Source organism: Burkholderia reimsis, assembly GCF_003294055.1.
Classification (GTDB): domain Bacteria; phylum Pseudomonadota; class Gammaproteobacteria; order Burkholderiales; family Burkholderiaceae; genus Burkholderia; species Burkholderia cepacia.
In genome coordinates this window covers 116,664-136,720 of the sequence record NZ_QMFZ01000026.1, presented here as the reverse complement: position 1 = coordinate 136,720, position 20,057 = coordinate 116,664, and the positions used below count along the sequence as shown (strand labels likewise).

Genomic DNA, 20,057 nt, shown 5'->3' with positions numbered 1-20,057 from the left:
GCGCTACGCGCTCGCCGCCCGCGGGCCACCCTCCGCCCGCGCCTGACGCACCTCGCGACCGCATCGCCGCACATCGCGCGGCGCCGTCCGCTTCGCCTGCCCGCCTTGCCGCTGCCCGATGCCGAGCCCGCGCGCGTGACCACGCGCGGCGGCCGGTGCCGCGCATGGTGCGCATGCGTGTCCGTTTCATCATCGTCATTCCAACCCTACGTACAACGACATGTTTCCCTCGACCCGTATTGCCGTCGCGCTGTCCGGCGCGATCTCCGTGCTCTCCGCGTCAGCCGCATGCGCACAAGGCGCCGCGCCGACCGACGCGCCGACCGCATCGACGCTGCCCGCGATCAACGTCAACGCGACTCGCGCGGCGGACTCGCTGACGTCGAAATCGACCGTCGACCTGAAGCGCACGCTCGACCAGACGGTCGGCTCGGTGGGCTTCGTCGATGCCGACAGCTACCAGAACACCTACGCCTTCACGCTGCGCGACGTGCTGAAGGACGTGCCCGGCGTGTTCGTCGAGAACCGCTACGGCCAGGAGTTGCGCCTGTCGATCCGCGGCTCGGGGATTGCTCGCTCGTATCACACGCGCGGCCTCGAGATCCTGCAGGACGGCATCCCGACCAACCTCGCGGACGGCAGCGGCGATTACTACCAGATCGATCCGCTCGCGCTGCAGGCGGTGCAGGTCTACAAGGGCGGCAACGGCCTCGCGTACGGCGCATCGACCCTCGGCGGCGCGATCGACTTCGTCACGCCGACCGCCCACACCGCCGACGCGCCGAACATCGTGCGCGTGGAAGGCGGCAGCTACGGCACGGTGCGCACGAGCGCGCAGATCTCGCGCGTGATCGGCCCGTTCGACTTCCTCGCGAACTTCAGCGTCAATCATTCGGACGGTTATCGCGATCATTCGAAAGGGCAATACGAGCAGTTCAACGCGAACGTCGGCTACCGGTTCAGCCCGGCCGTCGAGACGCGCTTCTACGTCGGCGTGTACGTCGTCGACCAGCTGCTGCCGGGCACGCTGTCGCTGTCCGACGCGCTGAACAATCCGACCAGGGCAGCGCCGAACGCGATATCGGGCGATCAGGCGCGCAACACGCGCACCGAGCGGATCGCCAACCGCACGACGGTGAAGCTCGATTCGGGCGAACTGCAATTCGACACGTGGGCGATTCACAAGAGCCTCTATCACCCGATCTTCCAGGCGCTCGACCAGGACGGCTGGACCTACGGTTTCGCGCCGCGCTACACCGGCCGCCTGACGCTCGGCGGGATGCGCAACGACCTGATCGTCGGCGCGCGCTTCTTCGGCGGCCGCACGCAGGCGAACCAGTACGTGAACGTCAACGGCAACAAGGGCGCGCAGACGCTCGACTCGACGCAGACGGCGTTCAACTACGAAGCGTACGTCGAGAACCGGCTGTTCTTCATGCCGACCGTCGCGCTGATGACCGGCGTGAAGGCGCTGCACTCGGTGCGCGAGTACATCGACAACGGCGGGCTGCCGCGCGACCCGAACTACCGGTCGACGAACGCGAGCTACAGCGGCGTCAATCCGAAGCTCGGGCTGCTGTGGCTGCCGGACGCGAACACCCAGGCCTACGTCGACATCACGCGCAGCCAGGACGTGCCCGACTTCACCGACCTCACGCAGACCTTCTCGAACACGACGCGCTTCACGCCGCTCGCGGCGCAGCACGCATGGACGATCGAGTTCGGCACGCGCGGCTCGCGCGAGCGCGTGAGCTGGGACGTGACCGCCTATCGCTCGCTCGTGCGCGACCAGTTGCTGCAGTACACGACGAACCCGGACGTGCCGGCGGCGACGTTCAATGCGAACAGGACGGTGTTGCAGGGGATCGAGGCCGGTGCGTCGGTCGAGCTGTTGCGCAACGTCACCGGCCGTGGCGTGGGCGACAAGATCACGCTGTCCGGCATCTGGAACCTGAACGACTTCCGCTTCAAGAACGACCCTCAGTACGGCAACAACCGGATCGCGGGCGTGCCGCTGAACGTGCTGCGCGCGACGCTGGGTTACGCGCGCCCGAGCGGCTTCCACATCGCGGCCACGCTCGACTGGGTGCCGTCGGGCGCGTGGGCCGACGATGCGAACACGTTGCGCGTGCCGAGCTACGCGCTGCTCGGGCTGCAGGCCGGCTACGACTTCCGCAACGGTCTGTCGCTGTTCTTCGACGCGCGCAACCTGACCAACAAGCGCTACGTCAGCGACATCAGCACCGTCGCGAATGCGCGCACCGCGAACACCGCGATCTTCTATCCGGGCGAAGGACGCAGCGTGTTCGCCGGCATGCGGTACGCGTTCTGATGCGCCGCCTGCGGCATCGCACGTTACACAGATTCAAAGGAAACCGAAACATGAAGTTCAGTTCGATGCTGCCCGCCGCCTTGCTCGCGGCCTTCGCGCCGGCCGGGCAGGCCCAGGAAAGCGACGCCGCGAACACCAGCGCCACGCTTGCGCCGATTCGCGTCAACGCGCAGAAGGCAACGCCGCTCACGCAACCGCTCGACACCGGCAGCCGTCTCGGCCTGTCGTCGCTCGAAACGCCCGCGAGCGTCGAACAGATCGATCGCAAGACGCTCGACACGCGCGGCGACAGTTCGATCGTCGACGCCGTGAGCCGCGCCGCCGGCATCAGCGCATCGCCGCATCCCGGCAACGGCGGCTCGGAGCTCGGCGCGCGCGGCTTCGTCGGCGCGTCGTCGGTCACGCAGCTCTATGACGGGGTGCGCCCGTACGGCGCGATCGGCATCACCTTTCCGTTCGATACGTGGTCGGTCGACCATATCGACGTGCTGCGCGGCCCCGCTTCGGTGATCTACGGCGAAGGGGCGATCGGCGGTGTCGTCAACATCGTCCCGAAGAAGCCGACGCGCGGCCCGATCCGTAACGAGCTGCAGGCGGGCGGCGGCACCGAGGGCACCGCGCGGGTCGCGTTCGGCAGCGGCGGTGCGATCAACGACAAGCTGTCGTACCGCTTCGACATCAGCGGCAACCGTTCGTCGAACTGGGTGGACCGCGGCAACTCCCGCAACCTGTCGATCTCCGGTGCGCTGCGCTACGACGTGACGTCCGACCTGTACGTGACGGCGTCGTATGCGCAGGGCTTCCAGCATCCGATGCAGTATTTCGGCGTGCCGCTCGTCAACGGCGCGCGCGATCGTGCGCTCGACAAGAAAAACTACAACGTCGGCGACAGCGACATCGCGTTCCGCGACAGCTGGGCGACGGTATCGGCGAACTGGCAGCCGAGCGACAGCCTGAACGTGACGAGCACGCTGTACCGGATGAAAAGCAACCGTCACTGGAAGGATGCGGAGTACTACACGTATCTGCCGTCGACCACGCAGGTCCGGCGCAGCAGCTATACGGAAATCTTCCACGACCAGGAGCAGTACGGGAACGTGACGGCGGCGACCGTGACCACCGCGCTGCTCGGCATGCGCAACACGTTCTCGACGGGTGTCGAGTTCAATCACACGACGTTCCAGCACGACAACAACTCGCCCTATTCGGGCACGTCGACGGTCGATCCGTTCAGCTTCGATCCGGGCAGCTTCATCAACACGGCCGGCACCTATCCGAAGTACCGCAGCCAGGCGAACCAGTACGCACTGTTCGCCGAGAACCGGCTGGCCATCACGCCGCGCTGGTCGGTGATCGGCGGGCTGCGCTACGACCACGCGAGCGTAAATCGCGACGATCTCGTGAACGGCGGCGCGTTCACGAAGGTGTTCGCGAACACGGGCTGGCGCATCGGCACCGTGTACGACGTGCAGCCGGGCCTCGCCGTGTACGGCCAGTATTCGGTCGCGGCCGACCCGATCAGCTCGCTGCTGTCGCTGAATGCGTCGAAGGCGAACTTCACGCTCGCGACCGGCCGGCAGATCGAAATCGGCGTGAAGCAGTCGTTCCTGGACGGCAAGGCGGAATGGACGCTCGCGGCATACCGGATCGTCAAGAGCAATCTGCTGACGGCCGATCCGCTGAACCCGAACCAGTCGATCCAGGTCGGCCGGCAGTCGTCGCGCGGGCTCGAGGCGACGGTCGGCGCGGAGATCGCGAAGGACTGGCGCGTCGACGCGAACGTGTCGATCCTGCGCGCGAAATACGACGACTTCCAGCAGACGTCCGGCGGCACGACGGTCTCGCGCGCGGGCAACGTGCCGGTGTCGGTGCCGCAGCGGCTCGCGAACCTGTGGGTGAGCTGGCGCTTCGCGCCGGACTGGACGGGCATCGCGGGCGTCAAGTACGTCGGCAAGCGCTTCGCCGATACCGCGAACCAGCTCGTGATGCCGTCGTATACCACCGTCGACCTCGGCCTCGCGTGGAAGCCGCGCAAGGACACGACGATCACGGCGCGCGCGTACAACGTGTTCAATCGCCGCTTCGTGCAGTCCGCGTACTACAACGAGACGCAGTACCTGCTCGGCAACGACCGGCGGCTCGAAGTGCTCGCGAACTACCGGTTCTGACGCGGCGCGCGTGCCGCCGGCACAGGCACGGCGGCGCGCACATCACGCACGCGTGGCCGGCGCGCGCCCCGCCATCCACTTGCGGTAGCGCCGTGTCTGGCACTGCGCGGCCAGTTGCTGCCCGACCAGCGCGCGCAGCGGCGACACCTGCGGATGCGTGCGCCGGCCTTCGCTGAGCCGCGTCAGCTGGAACTTGACGACGGCCATGTTCGCCAGCGAGCCCAGCACCTTGTTCTTCCATCGGATCGGCTGCAGCACCGGCGCGCTGTCCTTGCCGGCCCGCCAGTCGCGCGGCAGGTTCGGGTCGATCGACAGCGCGGTCGCGATGCCGACCATCGCCACGCCGCTGTCCACCACCTGCTCGGCCACCGCGCGGCGCCGGATGCCGCCCGTGACCATCAGCGGCATCTGCGCGACCGCCGTGATGTCGCGCGCGAATTCGAGGAAATACGCTTCGCGGGCCAGCGTGCGCCCGTCGCGCGCCTCGCCCTGCATCGCCGGCACTTCATAGCTGCCGCCCGACAGTTCGACGAGATCGACGCCGAGCGGATTCAGCAGTTCGACCACGCGCTTCGCATCGTCCGCGCTGAAGCCGCCGCGCTGGAAATCGGCCGAGTTCAGCTTGACCGCGACGACGAATGCCGGCGACACCGCCGCGCGCACCGCCTTCACGATGTCGAGCAGCAGGCGCGCGCGATTCTCGATGCTGCCGCCCCACTGATCCTGCCGACGGTTCGTCAGCGGCGACAGGAACTGGCTCAGCAGATAGCCGTGCGCCGCGTGCACTTGCACGCCGGTGAAGCCGCTTTGCTCCGCGAGCTGCGCGGCGCGCACGAAGCGCTGCTGCACGTCCGCGATATCGGCTGCCGTCATTTCCTTCGGCACCGGAAACTGCTTCGACAGCGCGCCGAGCGCGAGCGGCACGGCCGACGGCGCGAGCGTCGTCTGGCCGAGCGCCGCCTGCATCTGGCGCCCTGGGTGATTGATCTGCATCCATACATGCGCGCCGCCCGAGCGCGCCACCTCCGCCCAGCGACGGAAGCGGCCGAGATGCGCGTCGCTCTCGAGCACGACCCCGTTCGGCCCCGTCATCGCGCGACCGTCCACCATCACGTTGCCGGTCAGGATCAGGCCGACCCCGCCGTCGGCCCACGCCTGGTACAGGCGCAGCAATGCGTCGGATGGCGCGTGGTTCGCATCGGCCATGTTCTCTTCCATCGCGGCCTTGGCCAGACGGTTCGGAATCACCGCCCCGTTGGGCAGTGTCAGCGGCGTAAACAGGTTCATGGAGGGCACCCTCGATTGACGATGCCCAACGATAACTTTAAAGTCAACTTCAAGGTCAAGCCCCCTCGGAGCACCGCATGAAAATCGGCGAACTGGCACGCATCAGCGGCATCGCGGCGTCGCGCATCCGCTTCTACGAAGCGAGCGGCCTGCTCGAACCGGCCCGACGGCAGGCAAACGGCTATCGGGAATACGGGTCGGAAGCGTTGACGCGGCTCGCGATCATCGACCGCGCGCAGCGCGCGGGTTTTACGCTCGACGAAATCCGCGCGGTGCTGCCGCCCGATCTCGGCGCGTGGCCGCGCGACGAACTGCTGGTCGCGCTGCGCCACAAGGTCGACGAAATCGTGCTGCTCGAACAGCGTCTCGCGCAGAACCGGCAACATCTCGAGACGCTGATCGACGAGATCGAGAACAAGCCGGCGGGCGAGGATTGCGCGGGCACCGCGCAACGGATGCTCGACCGGCTGTGCGCGCAGGCCGACGCACCGCCGGCGCCCGCGCCCGTGCCGGCCCCGAGGCCGACGCGCAAGCGCGCATGACCGGTTACACTGCGCCCCCGACGAACAATCAACCCGCGCTGCGGCGAGACGAGTCGGCGCGTGTGCGCCGGCTTTCGCGGCGCGACCTCCAGACCCGATCCGCATGACGATCTCCCGCATCACAGGATGCCTCGTCGCCGCGCTGCTGACGTTCGGCATCGGCGGCACCTACGCCGCGACGTGCGGCGACACGCCTTCTTCAATCCGTTGCCCGGATACACCCGCCCTTCCGGACGACATCGTCGCGCAGCTTCCCGCCGGCTACGAAGCGCTGGATGCCGCGTCGGGGCGCCTGACCGACAGCTCCCGCATCGGCTACGTGGTCGTCGCGCACCAGCCCGGCGATTCGATGCGCAACGCATCGCTACGTCCGCTGATGATCTTCCTGCCGGGCAAGGACGGGCACTACCGGCTCGCGGCGCGCAACGACACCGTGATCATGAAAGCCGACGAAGGCGGGATGGGCGACCCGTATCTCGATGGCGTCGCCGAGAATGCGCTCACGGTCGAACCCCGCACCTTCACGGTCGAACAGGGCGTATTCGCGGGGCCGAGCCACTGGCGCGACCGCGTGACGTTTCGCTACGACGCCGCGCACCGCACGTGGGTGTTCCATCGCGAAGTCATGCGGAACTGGCGGCTCAGCGACGCCCCGAACGGCGATGCGCTGAAAGCCGACCCGGTGCGCGTCACGCGCGCCGATGCGGCGAAAGCCGTCACGTTCGAAGCGTGGCGGCCGGGTTACTGGTGCGATTCGGCCGAGCAGCGCGGAACCGATCCGGCTTGCAGCAAGCCGCGTTGACGAATGCGTAGCTGTACGAATGACGCTGCGTGCGGGCGCGCTTGCGGGGCGAGCGATATGCGTGGATGCTGCCGCACCACAAGGGCGACGTGCCTGCCGGCACGTGCCATCGTTAGCGGCCGTGCGGATTTCCTTACGTCGCAGGTAATCGACGCGCGTCGCCCGCACCGCGATCATGGCTCCATCGACTCACCTCACGCCACGGAGCCCGCCATGACCGCCTACGCCATCGCCCACCTGCACGACGTCGAGATGTGCGACGACATCGTCGAGTACCTCGAGCGCATCGACGGCACGCTCGCGCCGTATGACGGCCATTTCGTGATTCACGGCGCGCGGCCGGAGATACGCGAAGGCGTGTGGCGCGGCGACCTGATCGCGATCGCGTTCCCCGATCTCGCCACCGCGCGTGCGTGGTACGAATCGGCTGCGTACCGGCAGATCCAGCCGCTGCGCGCGCGTCACGCGAGCGGCCCGCTGATCCTGATCGACGGCGTCGACGCGCGGCACCGCGCGACCGACATCCTGCGCTGAACCGCCGCCGCCGCGACGCCGGCGGCGCTTACGACGCGTTGCGCTCCATCGGCTCGCCGACGACGAACCCGCCGCCCTGGAACCGCTGCGCGGGATCGTCGTAGTCGGCGGTCGGCGCCGCCACCGGGAACAACCCGGCGAACTGCTCCGAACTGTCGCGCGGGCGGAAGCCGAGGAAGCCGGCCTTCGTGTTGTCCCACCACTTCACCGGGTTGTCCGACGCGCCGTACACGATCGCATGCCCGACGCGGTTCGTCAGCAGCGAGCAGCGCACGAGCTCGATGAAGTCGCGATAGCTGAGGAACGTCACGAGCATGCGCGGATTCTTCGGTACTTCGAACGACGAACCGATCCGCAGGCATACCGTCTCGATCCCGAAGCGGTCGAAGTAATAGCGCGACAGCGATTCGCCGAAGCACTTCGTCACGCCATACAGGCTGTCCGGGCGCAGCGGCGAATCGGCATCGAGCACTTCCGTGACCGGATGGAAACCGATCGCATGATTCGAGCTCGCGAACACGACGCGCTTCACGCCATGCTTGCGCGCGGCTTCGTACAGGTTGTACGTGCCGGTGATGTTCGCACCGACGAGATCGTCGAACGGTGCATCGACCGAAATGCCGCCGAGGTGGACGATCGCATCCACGCCGTCAACGAGCTGCATCACGGCCGGGCGATCGGCCAGGTCGACGACGCGGGTTTCTTCATGCGCGGCCGCGTCGCCGAGCGTCGCGATGTCGCTGACGCGCACGACGTCGGCCCAGTCGGCGAGCGCGCCGCGCAACTGGCGGCCGAGGTTGCCGGCCGCGCCCGTCAGCAGCAGGCGCCCGAACGGTTTGCGCGCGCCGGTGGATGAGGCGTTCATCGAATCTCCTTGAATCTGACCTGAAATCTGACTGGATCGGAAAACGTTTTCCAACTATACGCGGGAGCGCAGCCGAACGTCAATGGTCGAACCTGCTCGCAGCCATCCGCACTTTCCCGATATCGGCGCGTGGCCGCACGGCCCCGTTTTCTGCCACAATCCGGCGTTATCGAACGAAAACGTTACCCTCCGCATGAAAAAAGTTTCCCCGACGATCCGCGACGTGGCGGCGGAAGCCGGCGTGTCGGTCGCGACGGTATCGAAGTACGTGAACGGCACGCAGCGCTTTTCGCCGACCGTCGAGGCCCGGCTCAAGGAGGCGATCGAGCGGCTCGGCTACCGTTCGAACCCGCTCGCGCGCTCGATGATCACCGGCCGCACGCGCACCATCGGCCTCGTGATCCTCGACATCAGCAACCCGCACTTCACGAACGTGGTGAAGGGGGCGAACCGCGTCGCGCTGCAGCACGACTACACGCTGCTGCTCGTCGATACCGAGGAGAACCAGGCACGCGAACGCTCGCTGATCGAGGCGCTCGCGCAGCGCGTCGACGGGCTGATCGTCAGCACGCGGATGCCCGACGACGAAGCCGGCTGGATGCTCGACCTCAACAAGCCGCTCGTGCTGCTGCGCCGCAGCCCCGGCCTGCCGATTCCGAGCGTCGGCATCGACAACCGGCTGTCGACCTACATGCTCGCGCGCCATCTGCTCAATCTCGGCCACACGCGCATCGCGTATCTCGGCTTCGGCACCGCGCGCGTGAACGACGAGCGGATCCAGGGCGCGCGCGACTGCCTCGCCGAAGCCGGGCTCACGCTCGACGTGCACGATGCGCATGCGCCGACCGCCGAGGCCGGCGAGCGCGCGTGTTCGCGCGTGATGCTCGGGCCGCAGCGTCCGCAAGCCGTGATCTGCTACAACGACCTGATCGCGCTCGGCTTCATGAAGGAAGCCGCGTCGCTCGGCTTCCGGCTGCCGCAGGACGTGTCGGTCGCGGGCATCGACAACGTGCCGTACGGCGAATACGCGGCGCCCGCGCTGACGACCGTCGACATCCAGAGCGAGAACATGGGCGAGCTCGCGATGCAGAAGCTGATCGACGCGCTCGCGGGACGCACCGATGCGAGTTATTCGACGTTCGAGCCGCGGCTGATCATGCGCGCGTCGACGGCCGCGGCCGGTTGAGTGCCCTGCCTCGCGCCTCCAAAGGAAAACGCGCCGCCCAAGGGCGGCGCGTTCGTTTGCGGGCATGCGCTGACGTGACTACGTGATGGCGTGACGGCGTGACTATGCGATCACGCCTTCACGCGTCGAGTTGCGCCGGCTTCATCTTCGGCGTGAGCATGTGCATCACGGCCAGCGCGAGCAGGTAGGCCGACGCACCGATCGCGAACAGTACCCAGTAGTGGCCCGTGCGCTGCAGCACCTGGCCGATCACTTCCGAGAACAGCACGCCGCCAATCGAACCGGCCATCCCGCCGATCCCGACCACCGATGCAACCGCACGGCGCGGAAACAGGTCGGACGCCGTCGTGAACAGGTTCGCCGACCAGCCCTGGTGCGCGGCGGCGGCGAGGCCGACGATCAGCACCGCGACCCACAGGCTCTGCACCTGCGACACGAACGCGATCGGCAGCACGCAGCACGCGCAGATCAGCATCGCCGTCTTGCGCGCGCGGTTCACGCTCCAGCCCGCGCGCAGCAGCATCGACGACAGCCAGCCGCCGCCGATGCTGCCGACCGTCGTCAACGCATAGATGCAGACGAGCGGCAGGCCGATGTGCTGCATGTCCATCCCGCGCGATTCGTTGAGCCACTTCGGCAGCCAGAACAGGTAGAACCACCACACCGGGTCGGTCAGAAACTTGCCGATCAGGAACGCCCACGTTTCGCGCTTGCGGATCAGTTCGCCCCAGCGCGGCGCGCCGGCGTTCGCGTTCGCCGCGTCGAGCGCTTCCGCTTCGTCGCGCGGCTCGTCGTATTCCGCGGCGAGTGCGCGCGTATCGGCCTGGCGATAGAGCACGAGCCACACCGCGAGCCACACGATGCCGATCGCGCCGATGATCACGAACGCCGCACGCCAGCCGTAGGCCACCGCGATGGCCGGGATGATCGCCGGCGCGAACACCGCGCCGATGTTCGCGCCCGAGTTGAAGATGCCGGTGGCGAGCGCACGTTCGCGGCGCGGAAACCATTCGGCCGTCGTCTTGATCGCGGCCGGGAAGTTGCCGCCCTCGCCGATCCCGAGCAGCGCACGCACGAACGCGAAACCCATGACCGAGCCGACCGCCGCGTGCAGCATCGCGGCGATGCTCCACACGAGCATCGCGACCGCGTACGAGACGCGCGTGCCGAGCCAGTCGACGATCCGCCCGAAGCCGAGCAGGCCGATGGCATAGAACGCGGAAAACGCCATCACGATCCGGCCGTACTGCACCTGGGTCCAGCCGATGTCGTGCTGAAGCATCGGTGCGAGCAGGCCGAGAATCTGCCGGTCCATGTAGTTGATCACGGTCGCGAAAAACAGCAGCGCACAGACGGTCCAGCGGTAGCGGCTGGCGGCCGCGCGCACGGCGCCGACGACGGCAGATTGCATGAATGTCTCCGATGCGCGGCCGCGCCCGTCGCGCCGCACGGTATTCGTTGACCGGCGACCGGCGCCGGGGCGGACGGCGGCACGCTGTCGCGCACGGCCGAATCCGCCGATCAATCTGGAAAACGTTTTTCAAAGGATAGGTCGTCAGCCGGCGCCCTGTCAGTCGGGGATTTCGATGAGTCATCTCAAATTGGTCGCGGCAAAAGAGACGACTGTTTTGCAATGTGGCATTAACCGTTTTTCCGGGATTTTCCCGCCACCAGGGCGAGCGCACGGTCACGGATGCACATGTCCGAATCCGGCCAGGATCGGGGCCGGGATGGTTTACAGTCGCCCCATGCGCGTCGATTCCCCTCGCCTGCCGCGACGCATGCGGCGCGCCGGGCGCCGTGGTGCGCGTATGCCGCTCGTGCGGCCCCTTCACGGAGAAATGTTGCGATGACTCCTGCTCACCTGATTCCGAGCCCGCTAGGCGACATCGCGGTACGTATCGAGGACGATGCGCTGACGGGCCTCTACTTCGTCGGCCAGAAATACTTCCCGCCGGTTGCGATCGTGACCGAAGCGGACGCGCTCGCGACGCCACCGATCGCGCGCAAGGTCGCGGAAGAAATCGCCGAGTACTTCACCGGCACGCGCGAAACGTTCTCGGTGCCGATTCAACTGCGCGGCACCGCGTTTCAGCGACGTGTATGGAAGGAACTGCTCGCGATTCCGTTCGGCGAACTCGTGACGTACGGCGACATCACCGAGCGCGTCGGGTTGCCGATGAGCGGCGCGCGCGCGGTAGGCGGCGCGGTCGGGCGAAACCCGGTGTCGATCATGGTGCCGTGCCATCGCGTGGTCGGCGCATCGGGCAGCCTGACCGGTTATGCGGGCGGGATCGACCGCAAGCGTGCGCTGCTGTCGCTCGAAGGCGCGGCGTTCGAGCGCGGCGCCGGCGATCCGGTACAGCAGGCGCTCGCGTTCTGAGCGAGGGCGGGCCGCCGCGTCACGCGCTCAGCACGGGCCGGCGCGCTTCACGCTTCGCATACGCGCCGGGCGTCACGCGGAATTTCGCCTGGAACAGCGCGATGAACGACGACGTCGAGTCGTAGCCCAGTTGTGCCGCCACCGCGCCGATCGGCTCGCCCGCATCGAGCAGCGGCAGCGACGCCAGCAGCCGCACCGCCTGCCGCCATTCGGTGAACGACAGCCCCGTGTCCTGCCGGAACAGCCGCGACAGCGTCCGTCGCGTCGCACCGACCTGATGCCCCCATTCGTCGAGATTGCGCGTATCGCCCGGATACGCATGCAACGCACGCGCGATTTTCAGCAGACGCGGATCGCGCGGCAGCGGCACCGTCAGCGGCGCCGCCCGCATCCGTGCGATCCGGTCGGCGATCAGGCAGACGAGCGCACCGTCCGGCCCCGTCTCGTCGTAGTTCACCGGCAATTCGGCCGTGGCGATCACCAGCTCGCGCAGCAGCGGCGTCATGCAGAGGATCGCGCAATCGTCGTGCACGTCGTCGCGCGCGATCGCCGCATCGAGATACAGGCTGTGGAACGCGACACAATCGCGCGTCGACACCGCATGCGGCACGTGCGGCGGTATCCACATCGCATAGTGCGGCGGCAACAGCTGCCGGCCCGACGGCGTCGACACCTCGAGCACGCCGCTCGTCGCATACATCAGCTGCGCCCACGGATGACTGTGCGCGTCGACGCTCGCGTTGCCGGGAATCTCGAACGCACGCACATACAGCGGCCTCGGCAGGCGTGCCATCGGCGGCACCGCGTAAGGGTCACCCGATTGTCCCGCCAGCAACATAAGACGTCCTCCGAAGGTCATTGCACGAACGAGCGCGATGCTACCGTGGCGGCTCTTCTTTCACACGGCTTCAGCCCATGAGCGCTCATACCCGCACCACCCGCAAGACCGTCACCGCGATCCGTTCGACCAAAGGCGTCGGCAGCCTCGTCTCGCTGACCGCCTACTCCGCGCCGATGGCGAAACTCGTCGACGAAGTGGCCGACGTGATCATCGTCGGCGACTCCGTCGGCATGGTGCTGTACGGGATGCCCGATACGCTGCGCGTCACGCTCGACATGATGATTGCACACGGTGCGGCCGTCGTACGCGGTGCCGCGCAGGCATGCGTCGTCGTCGACCTGCCGTTCTCGACTTATCAGGAATCGCCGGCGCAAGCGTATCGCTCCGCCGCGCGCCTGCTCGCCGAAACCGGTGCGCAGGCCGTGAAGCTCGAAGGCGGCAGCGAGATGGCCGACACGATCCGCTTCCTGACCGAGCGCGGCATCCCGGTGATGGCGCACGTCGGCCTCATGCCGCAGCAGGCCAACGCGACGGGCGGCTTCCGCGCGCAGGGGATGGACCCGCGCTCGGCCGCGCAGGTGTTCGACGCCGCGTGCTCGGCCGAACGGGCCGGCGCGTTCAGCGTCGTCATCGAAGGCACCGCCGAAGCGCTCGCGCGCCACCTCACCGAAACGCTGACGATCCCGACGATCGGCATCGGCGCATCGCCGGCGTGCGACGGGCAGGTGCTCGTGACCGAGGACATGATCGGCGCTTTCGATGCGTACACGCCGCGCTTCGTGAAGCGTTACGCCGATGCGAACACCGTGATGCGCGACGCGATCCGCCAGTATGCGCACGACGTGCGGCAACACGTGTTTCCGGAGCCCGCGCATTGCTTCGGATATGGCAAGCCGCTGCAGCTGGTGGATGCGGCTGACGCTGCCGCGTAATCGAATCGCGAGCGCATCGCGCACGCCTCGCGAACCCTGCGATCGCTTCACGCGCGCTTGCGCATCGCATGCGTGACCCGCGCGTTCGCCTCGAATTTCGCACGATGTGTCGAGAAGAACGTCCGCACGTTGCGGACGTTCGATGCGCCGGTGAACAGTCGCCGCGCGAATTCGTCGTATTCGGCGACGTCGGCCAGATCGGCCACCACGACGAAATCGGGCCCCGGCGACACGCGGTAGCACTGCGTGACCGCCGGCTCCGCGCACACGTACGCTTCGAACGCGTCGTAGTCTTCCGCCGTCTGCCGGTCGAGACTGATCTCGATCAGCGCGGTGACGGCCGTGCCGATCGCCACCGGGTCGAGCACCGCGACCTGCCGGCGGATCACGCCCGCCTCCGTCAGCCGCCGCACGCGGCGCATGCAGGTGGGCGGCGACGACAGCGCGCGCTCGGCGAGTTGCAGGTTCGACACCGACGCGTCGTCCTGCAGGATCGCGAGAATGCGCAGGTCGAGATCGTCGAGGGTGATGCCGGCCATCGGCGGCTCCTTTCGGTCAGGGTGTGAAATTTAATTTCAACATGATAGATGATCCGCTATCCATTTCATTTATTCGTATATTTTGAAATTTAATTCCATTCGACGCCCTCTACCATCGATCTCACTGATCCAGACAGGACATTTACGGAGCGCGATATGTGTGGAATTGTCGGGGCGGTCGCCCAGCGGGACATCCTGCCGAACCTGGTCGACGGCCTGAAGCGGCTCGAATACCGCGGTTACGATTCATGCGGCGTGGTGGTCTACCGCGACCGGGCGCTGGCGCGCGCCCGCAGCGTCGACCGCGTCGCGAACCTGCAGCGCGAGATCGCCGGGCAAGCGCTGTCGGGCTACACCGGCATCGCGCACACGCGCTGGGCCACGCATGGCGCACCCGTCACGCTCAACGCGCATCCTCACTTTTCGCCGAGCGACGCGAACGCGCGCATCGCGCTGTCGCATAACGGGATCATCGAGAACTGCGATCAACTGCGCGCCGAACTGCAGGCGCAAGGCTACGTGTTCGCGAGCCAGACCGACAGCGAGGCGATCGCGCACCTGGTCGACCACCTGTATGACGGCGATCTGTTCGATGCGGTACGGCGCGCGGTCGCGCGACTGCGCGGCAGCTATGCGATAGCGGTGATGTGCCGCGACGAGCCGCACCGGATCGTCGGCGCGCGCGACGGGATGCCGCTCGTCGTCGGTGTCGGTGAGGGCGAGAATTTTCTGGCGTCCGACGCGATTGCGCTGTCGGGGATCACCGATCGGATCGCGTACCTCGAGAACGGCGACGTTGCCGATATCCAGCTGCATCGCTACTGGATCGTCGATGCGGACGGCCAGCGCGTCGAGCGCGCGGTGCAGCGGGTCGCCGCGCATAGCGGCGCGGCCGATCTCGGGTCGTATCGCTACTACATGCAGAAGGAGATCTTCGAGCAGCCGCAGGCGGTGGCCGATACGCTGCTCGATGTGTCTTCGATCATGCCGGAGCTGTTCGGCGATGGTGCGTGGCGAGTGTTCAACGACGTCGATTCGGTGCTGTTGCTCGCATGCGGCGGGAGTTATCACGCGGCGCTCACGGCGAAGTACTGGATCGAGAGCATCGCGAAGCTGCCGGCCAGCGTGGAAATTGCGAGCGAGTTTCGTTATCGCGACAATGTGCCGAACCCGCGCACGCTCGTCGTCGCGGTGTCGCAAAGCGGCGAGACGGCCGACGTGCTCGGTGCCGTGCATGTCGCGAAGCAAAGCGGGATGATGCATACGCTCGCGATCTGCAACGTTGCGACGAGCGCGTTGATGCGGGAATGTGCGCTGCAGTTCGTCACGCGCGCGGGAGTCGAGATCGGGGTGGCTTCGACGAAGGCCTTTACGACGCAGCTCGTCGCGCTGTTCCTGCTCACGCTATCGCTTGCGCAAGTGCGTGGGCGGTTGAGCGACGACGCGGAGAAGGAACATCTGCGGGCGCTGCGGCATCTGCCCGATGCGATGTCGAAAGTGCTCGCGCTGGAACCGCAGATCATGGCGTGGTCGGAACTGCTCGCGAGGCGCGACAACATGCTGTTTCTCGGGCGCGGGATGCATTATCCGATCGCGCTCGAGGGCGCGCTGAAGATGAAGGAGATTTCTTATATTCATGCGGAGGCTTATCCGGCCGGGGAGCTGAAGCACGGGCCGCTGGCGCTTGTCAGTAACGAGATGCCGGTGATTGCGGTCGCGCCGAATGACATGCTGCTCGAGAAACTCAGGTCAAACATGCATGAGGTCAGTGCGCGGAATGGCCGGCTTTTTGTGTTCGCGGATGTGGACTGCGGGTTGGTGCCGGGGGATGGGATCGAAGTCATTCGGCTCAACGAATACTACGGACCGCTTTCGCCGATTCTGCATACGGTGCCAATGCAACTGCTGGCGTATCACGCGGCGCTGGCGCGGGGGACGGATATCGATAAGCCAAGGAATCTGGCGAAGTCGGTGACGGTGGAGTGAGGGGGGCGACAGGGGCGGGGAGCGTGGCAATCCAGATTAGAAGCGTTTACACGTAAACGCTTCTATCCTGTCTGGAACCAGTTTTTGGCTCCAAACGCTTGATTTCTCAACGTAAACGCTTCCAATCCGGCAGCACCAAATCGCCCGTTTTCGAAGGGAAATTCCGAAAAAAGTGTCACGGGATGAATCTGCCAAGCGGGCGGACCGGGCTTCGGCCCCGGTCTCTCCCTCCCGCTCCCCCGCAGTTTCCGTATCTTTCCACCCTACATCATCGCGCCCGCCGCGTCGCTTCCCTTGGCAACCGCGCGCACTCACTTCGTGGCACCATTGGGTAGCCTGCTGCATCGTCCTCGTGTTCCTATGTGGGCGCTTCGACTTGTCAGGCGCCGAACATGGTTGAAATGAATCGTTTCGCTTCTTCGCGACTCACATGCTCGAACGGCGCAGCATGATGAGCGTACAAAAATAGGGTGCCTTTGCGGTCAGTCAGCGTGACCGAGAGCCGGAACAGCGAGCCTGCTGGATACTGCCGCCGCATGGAACGACTGCACTCGACTTTGAGGTCTGGGTCTACCCCCTGCCCAGGAAGCGGCCTCACGCGCAAGCTTGCCGACGAAGGTTCGCCAGAGGGCACATACGTCTCAACGATGATTTCCATCCGATGACTCCACTCAGATTGGCGTCTGCCAACGCGCGGCCGGCGCGCAACTCACCATGGGATGCGGTTCCGGCGGCCAACGCAATGGCCAGCGTCCTCGCTATCTCGCCGCCTGTTATCGTTGCAGAAACAAGGCACGCTTTTGCGAAGGCATCGAGTAAGGCGATGCTCAAGCGCGAAACATGGAGGCAACTTTCATGGTCGGTTCGAGCGTCAATCTCCCGGTAGTTCCTTTCGAGACGATACGGAAGCTGATTACAGACGTTCTGTACGACGTCAAATCGTACAAGCTTCCGCACGTATGTATGCGGCTGGGCATCCAGCCGGCCGTTGGACCGGATGACGAAGCAGAGGCTCACAGTAGCAAAAGGACCTATATCAGTCGGAGAATCCTCGATTTCAGCGAGGAAGCGCTCATCGAACTGGCGCGTAAGATACTCCGCGAATATCCGAGCGAGGACCTCACGGAGGCCCTTGCCGAGCTGACCGAGCATGGTCAGCACCGCGTGAGCAAGCTTGTTCGCTGCGATGTCCTCAAAGTTCTGAATCGGCTTGAATCGCTGTTCGGTGACTTCTCGGCCCTCGATAGCCTAGAGGAAGTATTCGGCGCCGCGGCTTTGCGCGAAGGCAATTCGTGGTGGGTGGACAACTCCAGCGTCAGAGCTCAGATAGAGCAGCACTATCTGCGTAACCCAGATTGGTCCAATGAGGAAATGCTCATTCAGTGCGGCGCGTTGACGTGCACGCAGTTTCGCTTCTTCGCTCTGCTTGAAAAGCTCGTCCATCCGATGACGCGCCGCGACGCTGAGCAGGCGGCGTTGGCCGGCGCCATCAGCGACGCACTGAAGCGAGACGGATTTACGCTGAAGCAGACTTCTGTCGAGTCTGGATACGCGATTTACGGAGTCGTTCGCGCTCAAGCGGGTGTCGCCGGTACGATGAAGAATCTGATTTTCGCGTCGACCGGTGAGAAGCCAGAGATAGTCTTTCGCGACGCGCTGAACAATGACGTCGAAATCACAAAGCACGCGGACAAGGTACTCATCTACGACCAACCGCTTCCCAGCTCCGGTATGCTGCTGTGGAACGACCTTCGTGGCTGGTACGCCGAAATGCACGGCGTAGACAGCGCCGAGGGCTCGAAGATGCTGTACAGGCGCCTGCACCAGTCAGTCATTGGCACCAATTCGCCAGGTGAATACGCGCTTTTCCACGGGTACTACAAGCGTTTCGGGAAACAGCTTGGCGATAGACTTCCCGCTTTAATTCCTCAGGTCTACCTGCATTACGACCCATACACGCGTCGCGAGCGTGGCGATGAGAAATTCTTGGCGCGACAGCGCATGGACTTTCTTCTCATGCTCGAGCAGGGTGTCCGCATCGTCATCGAGATAGACGGTCGCCACCACTATGCCGTGCAAGACCAAGGCGCGCCCGCGCGCTACATCGCGAACGCCGAACTGTACGCCGAGATGGCATCAGAGGACCGGCGACTGCGATTGATGGGCTACGAGGTGTATCGCTTCGGTGGTTACGAATTCCGCGATGTCGACCTCGGCGCCCGCAAGGTAGGTCAGGAAGCGCAGCGCCGTGTGGCCGAATTCTTCGACAGATTGCTCGCTCGGCACGGAATCCGCTAGGCTTCGCGGCGCGTGGCTCGCAGCACGCCTTCATGTACGAAGCCCAAGCTGCAGAAAGGCATACGCCTGTACCTGACCATGAGGTCCCGGCTGTCAGCAAGCGGCTCGTCATCGCTGTGCTGCCGGCGACGCTCGTCGAGTTGTAGCGGTGAGGTTCGATATTCGCCAACGTCTTTTTCGTATAAAAGGACGCATGGCGGCAGCCGAGAGTTGAGCGGAAGCGCATCCATCTGCCTCCGGAGCGCGTGAAGGTCGTTGGAGACACACGCAGTCGCAAGTACGGCAATTCGACTGCCCAGGACGGCAGGCGCCACCATACTGCCAGATTCGCGTGACCAGGCAGCACTCAACCCTTGCGTTCGAACTCCCAGAGCGCGGGCTGCGACCGGTAAGCACCGGACCGGTCGGGAGCGAACACCTCGGGCATGCGCTCGCCCTGCTGCACTCGCACACCGGGCACGTGATGGCCTTGTGCTCTCCAGATGCCGGTTTCTGGGCAGACCTGACCGGTGCGCACTGTCTTCGGCTCGTTGTCCTGACGTGACGGCGCACGCCCCGTCACAGGGTCGACGTTGCGCGCAAAGTCAGCAAGGTCCTTCGGGTACAGAAGATGGTCTCGGAATGCGCTGTCATCTACCTTCAACAGGTAGGCCGCGGCAGCGGCTTCTATCGCCCAGTAGCCGACATACGCCCCTTTGCCGTTCTTCTTGGCTTCGAGGTGACCGTCATGCCAGGGTGCGCCGGCCATACCCGGGTACCAGGCCTCAAGATATTCGCTGATGTCGCTCACACATTCATCTTTCGTCTCGCGATACAGGGAAAAAACGAGGGGACGATAAGGAACGTCATGGAACCAGCTGTCTACGTCGACGCGACCCGCAAACTCATACGACAAGATGTCTTCATAGAGGGTGTCTTGCCCTCGATAGGCCGGGTCAAACATCTCGACGATTCGGGGCAGCAGGTCACGTCGATGCATGAGATAGCAGCAACCAATTAGCTGCATGACGGTCTCGTAATCACCGATGACGCTAAAAGCCAGCGGGGGTTGCTCTGCGTCTGCCTCATAAAGGCGCTTAGCTTTGGTGTATTGCTCGAACGAATCGACGACTGATTCAAGTTCGTCGCGCAATAACCAAATATCAACGCCACCCGTGTACATCAGCAAGAAACGACGATAACGGTACGATGATAGATACAGGGCCGTTGTCGCTTTACGCTCACTTTCGGTTTCGCCGGTTGGCGCAATATTATCCGACCAGTATGTAATGTCGTCACTCAATGAAGCCATCAACCACTTGAAATAGTCTTCGCCCAGAAACCGCTGTCGCCGCTGCGAATCAAACTCGTCGCTCATGTCTA

At 65.3% G+C, this 20,057-nt stretch carries 17 protein-coding genes; 10 read left to right on the top strand and 7 right to left on the bottom strand.

From position 1 onward, the window contains the following. The first annotated feature begins 220 nt into the window (after window positions 1-220). Both DPV79_RS27035 and DPV79_RS27030 read left to right on the top strand, forming a co-directional pair. Window positions 221-2,332 (top strand): TonB-dependent receptor family protein, encoded by a 2,112-nt coding sequence (locus tag DPV79_RS27035; RefSeq protein ID WP_113046921.1) that lies wholly within the window; start codon window positions 221-223, stop codon window positions 2,330-2,332. A gap of 50 nt (window positions 2,333-2,382) precedes the next feature. Next, on the top strand, window positions 2,383-4,500 hold the full coding sequence (locus DPV79_RS27030; RefSeq protein ID WP_113046920.1) for a TonB-dependent receptor: 2,118 nt from the start codon (window positions 2,383-2,385) through the stop codon (window positions 4,498-4,500). Between the two features lie 42 nt (window positions 4,501-4,542). Here DPV79_RS27030 and DPV79_RS27025 read toward each other — a convergent pair whose 3' ends face one another. Continuing rightward, complete coding sequence (locus DPV79_RS27025; RefSeq protein ID WP_113046919.1) at window positions 4,543-5,787, bottom strand: NADH:flavin oxidoreductase/NADH oxidase family protein; 1,245 nt, start codon at window positions 5,785-5,787, stop codon at window positions 4,543-4,545. 77 nt (window positions 5,788-5,864) lie between these two features. On the opposite strand from DPV79_RS27025, the gene DPV79_RS27020 reads away from it, so the two are divergent. The 3 genes from DPV79_RS27020 (at window position 5,865) to DPV79_RS27010 (ending at window position 7,665) form a co-directional block, all read left to right on the top strand. After that, window positions 5,865-6,329, top strand: coding sequence for a MerR family transcriptional regulator (locus DPV79_RS27020; RefSeq protein WP_113046918.1), 465 nt, complete (start codon window positions 5,865-5,867; stop codon window positions 6,327-6,329). Window positions 6,330-6,432: 103 nt separating this feature from the next. Further along, a complete protein-coding gene (locus DPV79_RS27015) occupies window positions 6,433-7,131 on the top strand; it encodes a hypothetical protein (RefSeq protein WP_113046917.1) in 699 nt (232 codons plus the stop codon). Window positions 7,132-7,344: 213 nt separating this feature from the next. Then, entirely contained in the window at window positions 7,345-7,665 is a 321-nt protein-coding gene (locus tag DPV79_RS27010; protein ID WP_059817521.1) for a DUF1330 domain-containing protein, read from the top strand. Window positions 7,666-7,693: 28 nt separating this feature from the next. Here DPV79_RS27010 and DPV79_RS27005 read toward each other — a convergent pair whose 3' ends face one another. Continuing rightward, the gene (locus DPV79_RS27005) at window positions 7,694-8,530 is read right to left on the bottom strand and encodes an NAD-dependent epimerase/dehydratase family protein (protein WP_021160051.1); all 837 of its coding nucleotides are present in this window, start codon (window positions 8,528-8,530) and stop codon (window positions 7,694-7,696) included. 82 nt (window positions 8,531-8,612) lie between these two features. On the opposite strand from DPV79_RS27005, the gene DPV79_RS27000 reads away from it, so the two are divergent. After that, a complete protein-coding gene (locus DPV79_RS27000; RefSeq protein WP_059589314.1) occupies window positions 8,613-9,716 on the top strand; it encodes a LacI family DNA-binding transcriptional regulator in 1,104 nt (367 codons plus the stop codon). A gap of 118 nt (window positions 9,717-9,834) precedes the next feature. Here the strand turns inward: DPV79_RS27000 and DPV79_RS26995 are convergent, their stop codons facing one another. Then, window positions 9,835-11,127: an MFS transporter gene (locus tag DPV79_RS26995; protein WP_059489083.1), complete on the bottom strand. Its 1,293-nt coding sequence runs from the start codon at window positions 11,125-11,127 to the stop codon at window positions 9,835-9,837. A 438-nt stretch (window positions 11,128-11,565) separates the two neighbouring features. On the opposite strand from DPV79_RS26995, the gene DPV79_RS26990 reads away from it, so the two are divergent. After that, complete coding sequence (locus tag DPV79_RS26990) at window positions 11,566-12,099, top strand: methylated-DNA--[protein]-cysteine S-methyltransferase (RefSeq protein ID WP_113046916.1); 534 nt, start codon at window positions 11,566-11,568, stop codon at window positions 12,097-12,099. A gap of 19 nt (window positions 12,100-12,118) precedes the next feature. Here the strand turns inward: DPV79_RS26990 and DPV79_RS26985 are convergent, their stop codons facing one another. Next, window positions 12,119-12,937, bottom strand: coding sequence for an AraC family transcriptional regulator (locus tag DPV79_RS26985; protein ID WP_059692789.1), 819 nt, complete (start codon window positions 12,935-12,937; stop codon window positions 12,119-12,121). Window positions 12,938-13,014: 77 nt separating this feature from the next. Between DPV79_RS26985 and panB the strand changes: the two genes are divergently transcribed. Continuing rightward, window positions 13,015-13,872, top strand: a complete 858-nt coding sequence (gene panB, locus DPV79_RS26980) for a 3-methyl-2-oxobutanoate hydroxymethyltransferase (protein WP_113046915.1) — start codon at window positions 13,015-13,017, stop codon at window positions 13,870-13,872. A gap of 47 nt (window positions 13,873-13,919) precedes the next feature. Here panB and DPV79_RS26975 read toward each other — a convergent pair whose 3' ends face one another. Further along, complete coding sequence (locus DPV79_RS26975) at window positions 13,920-14,411, bottom strand: Lrp/AsnC family transcriptional regulator (RefSeq protein WP_021160045.1); 492 nt, start codon at window positions 14,409-14,411, stop codon at window positions 13,920-13,922. A 156-nt stretch (window positions 14,412-14,567) separates the two neighbouring features. Here DPV79_RS26975 and glmS point away from each other — a divergent pair, with 156 nt between their 5' ends. Next, window positions 14,568-16,397: a glutamine--fructose-6-phosphate transaminase (isomerizing) gene (glmS, locus tag DPV79_RS26970; protein ID WP_059687513.1), complete on the top strand. Its 1,830-nt coding sequence runs from the start codon at window positions 14,568-14,570 to the stop codon at window positions 16,395-16,397. Window positions 16,398-16,776: 379 nt separating this feature from the next. On the opposite strand, the gene DPV79_RS42250 is transcribed toward glmS, so the two are convergent. Further along, entirely contained in the window at window positions 16,777-17,055 is a 279-nt protein-coding gene (locus DPV79_RS42250) for a hypothetical protein (protein WP_133295728.1), read from the bottom strand. 182 nt (window positions 17,056-17,237) lie between these two features. Here DPV79_RS42250 and DPV79_RS26965 point away from each other — a divergent pair, with 182 nt between their 5' ends. Next, window positions 17,238-18,695: an AbiJ-related protein gene (locus tag DPV79_RS26965; protein ID WP_113046914.1), complete on the top strand. Its 1,458-nt coding sequence runs from the start codon at window positions 17,238-17,240 to the stop codon at window positions 18,693-18,695. A 346-nt stretch (window positions 18,696-19,041) separates the two neighbouring features. On the opposite strand, the gene DPV79_RS26955 is transcribed toward DPV79_RS26965, so the two are convergent. Next, window positions 19,042-20,052 carry a PoNe immunity protein domain-containing protein gene (locus tag DPV79_RS26955; RefSeq protein WP_113046912.1) on the bottom strand — a complete coding sequence of 337 codons (1,011 nt, stop codon included), beginning with the start codon at window positions 20,050-20,052 and terminating at the stop codon, window positions 19,042-19,044. Between the last annotated feature and the right edge of the window lie 5 nt (window positions 20,053-20,057).

Bases quoted from the DNA above. Each gene is read 5' to 3' on its own strand.
- DPV79_RS27035 (WP_113046921.1), top strand. From the start codon at position 221: ATGTTTCCCTCGACCCGTATTGCCGTCGCGCTGTCCGGCGCGATCTCC.
- DPV79_RS27030 (WP_113046920.1), top strand. From the start codon at position 2,383: ATGAAGTTCAGTTCGATGCTGCCCGCCGCCTTGCTCGCGGCCTTCGCG.
- DPV79_RS27025 (WP_113046919.1), bottom strand. From the start codon at position 5,787: ATGAACCTGTTTACGCCGCTGACACTGCCCAACGGGGCGGTGATTCCG.
- DPV79_RS27020 (WP_113046918.1), top strand. From the start codon at position 5,865: ATGAAAATCGGCGAACTGGCACGCATCAGCGGCATCGCGGCGTCGCGC.
- DPV79_RS27015 (WP_113046917.1), top strand. From the start codon at position 6,433: ATGACGATCTCCCGCATCACAGGATGCCTCGTCGCCGCGCTGCTGACG.
- DPV79_RS27010 (WP_059817521.1), top strand. From the start codon at position 7,345: ATGACCGCCTACGCCATCGCCCACCTGCACGACGTCGAGATGTGCGAC.
- DPV79_RS27005 (WP_021160051.1), bottom strand. From the start codon at position 8,530: ATGAACGCCTCATCCACCGGCGCGCGCAAACCGTTCGGGCGCCTGCTG.
- DPV79_RS27000 (WP_059589314.1), top strand. From the start codon at position 8,613: ATGGTCGAACCTGCTCGCAGCCATCCGCACTTTCCCGATATCGGCGCG.
- DPV79_RS26995 (WP_059489083.1), bottom strand. From the start codon at position 11,127: ATGCAATCTGCCGTCGTCGGCGCCGTGCGCGCGGCCGCCAGCCGCTAC.
- DPV79_RS26990 (WP_113046916.1), top strand. From the start codon at position 11,566: ATGACTCCTGCTCACCTGATTCCGAGCCCGCTAGGCGACATCGCGGTA.
- DPV79_RS26985 (WP_059692789.1), bottom strand. From the start codon at position 12,937: ATGTTGCTGGCGGGACAATCGGGTGACCCTTACGCGGTGCCGCCGATG.
- panB (WP_113046915.1), top strand. From the start codon at position 13,015: ATGAGCGCTCATACCCGCACCACCCGCAAGACCGTCACCGCGATCCGT.
- DPV79_RS26975 (WP_021160045.1), bottom strand. From the start codon at position 14,411: ATGGCCGGCATCACCCTCGACGATCTCGACCTGCGCATTCTCGCGATC.
- glmS (WP_059687513.1), top strand. From the start codon at position 14,568: ATGTGTGGAATTGTCGGGGCGGTCGCCCAGCGGGACATCCTGCCGAAC.
- DPV79_RS42250 (WP_133295728.1), bottom strand. From the start codon at position 17,055: ATGGAAATCATCGTTGAGACGTATGTGCCCTCTGGCGAACCTTCGTCG.
- DPV79_RS26965 (WP_113046914.1), top strand. From the start codon at position 17,238: ATGGAGGCAACTTTCATGGTCGGTTCGAGCGTCAATCTCCCGGTAGTT.
- DPV79_RS26955 (WP_113046912.1), bottom strand. From the start codon at position 20,052: ATGAGCGACGAGTTTGATTCGCAGCGGCGACAGCGGTTTCTGGGCGAA.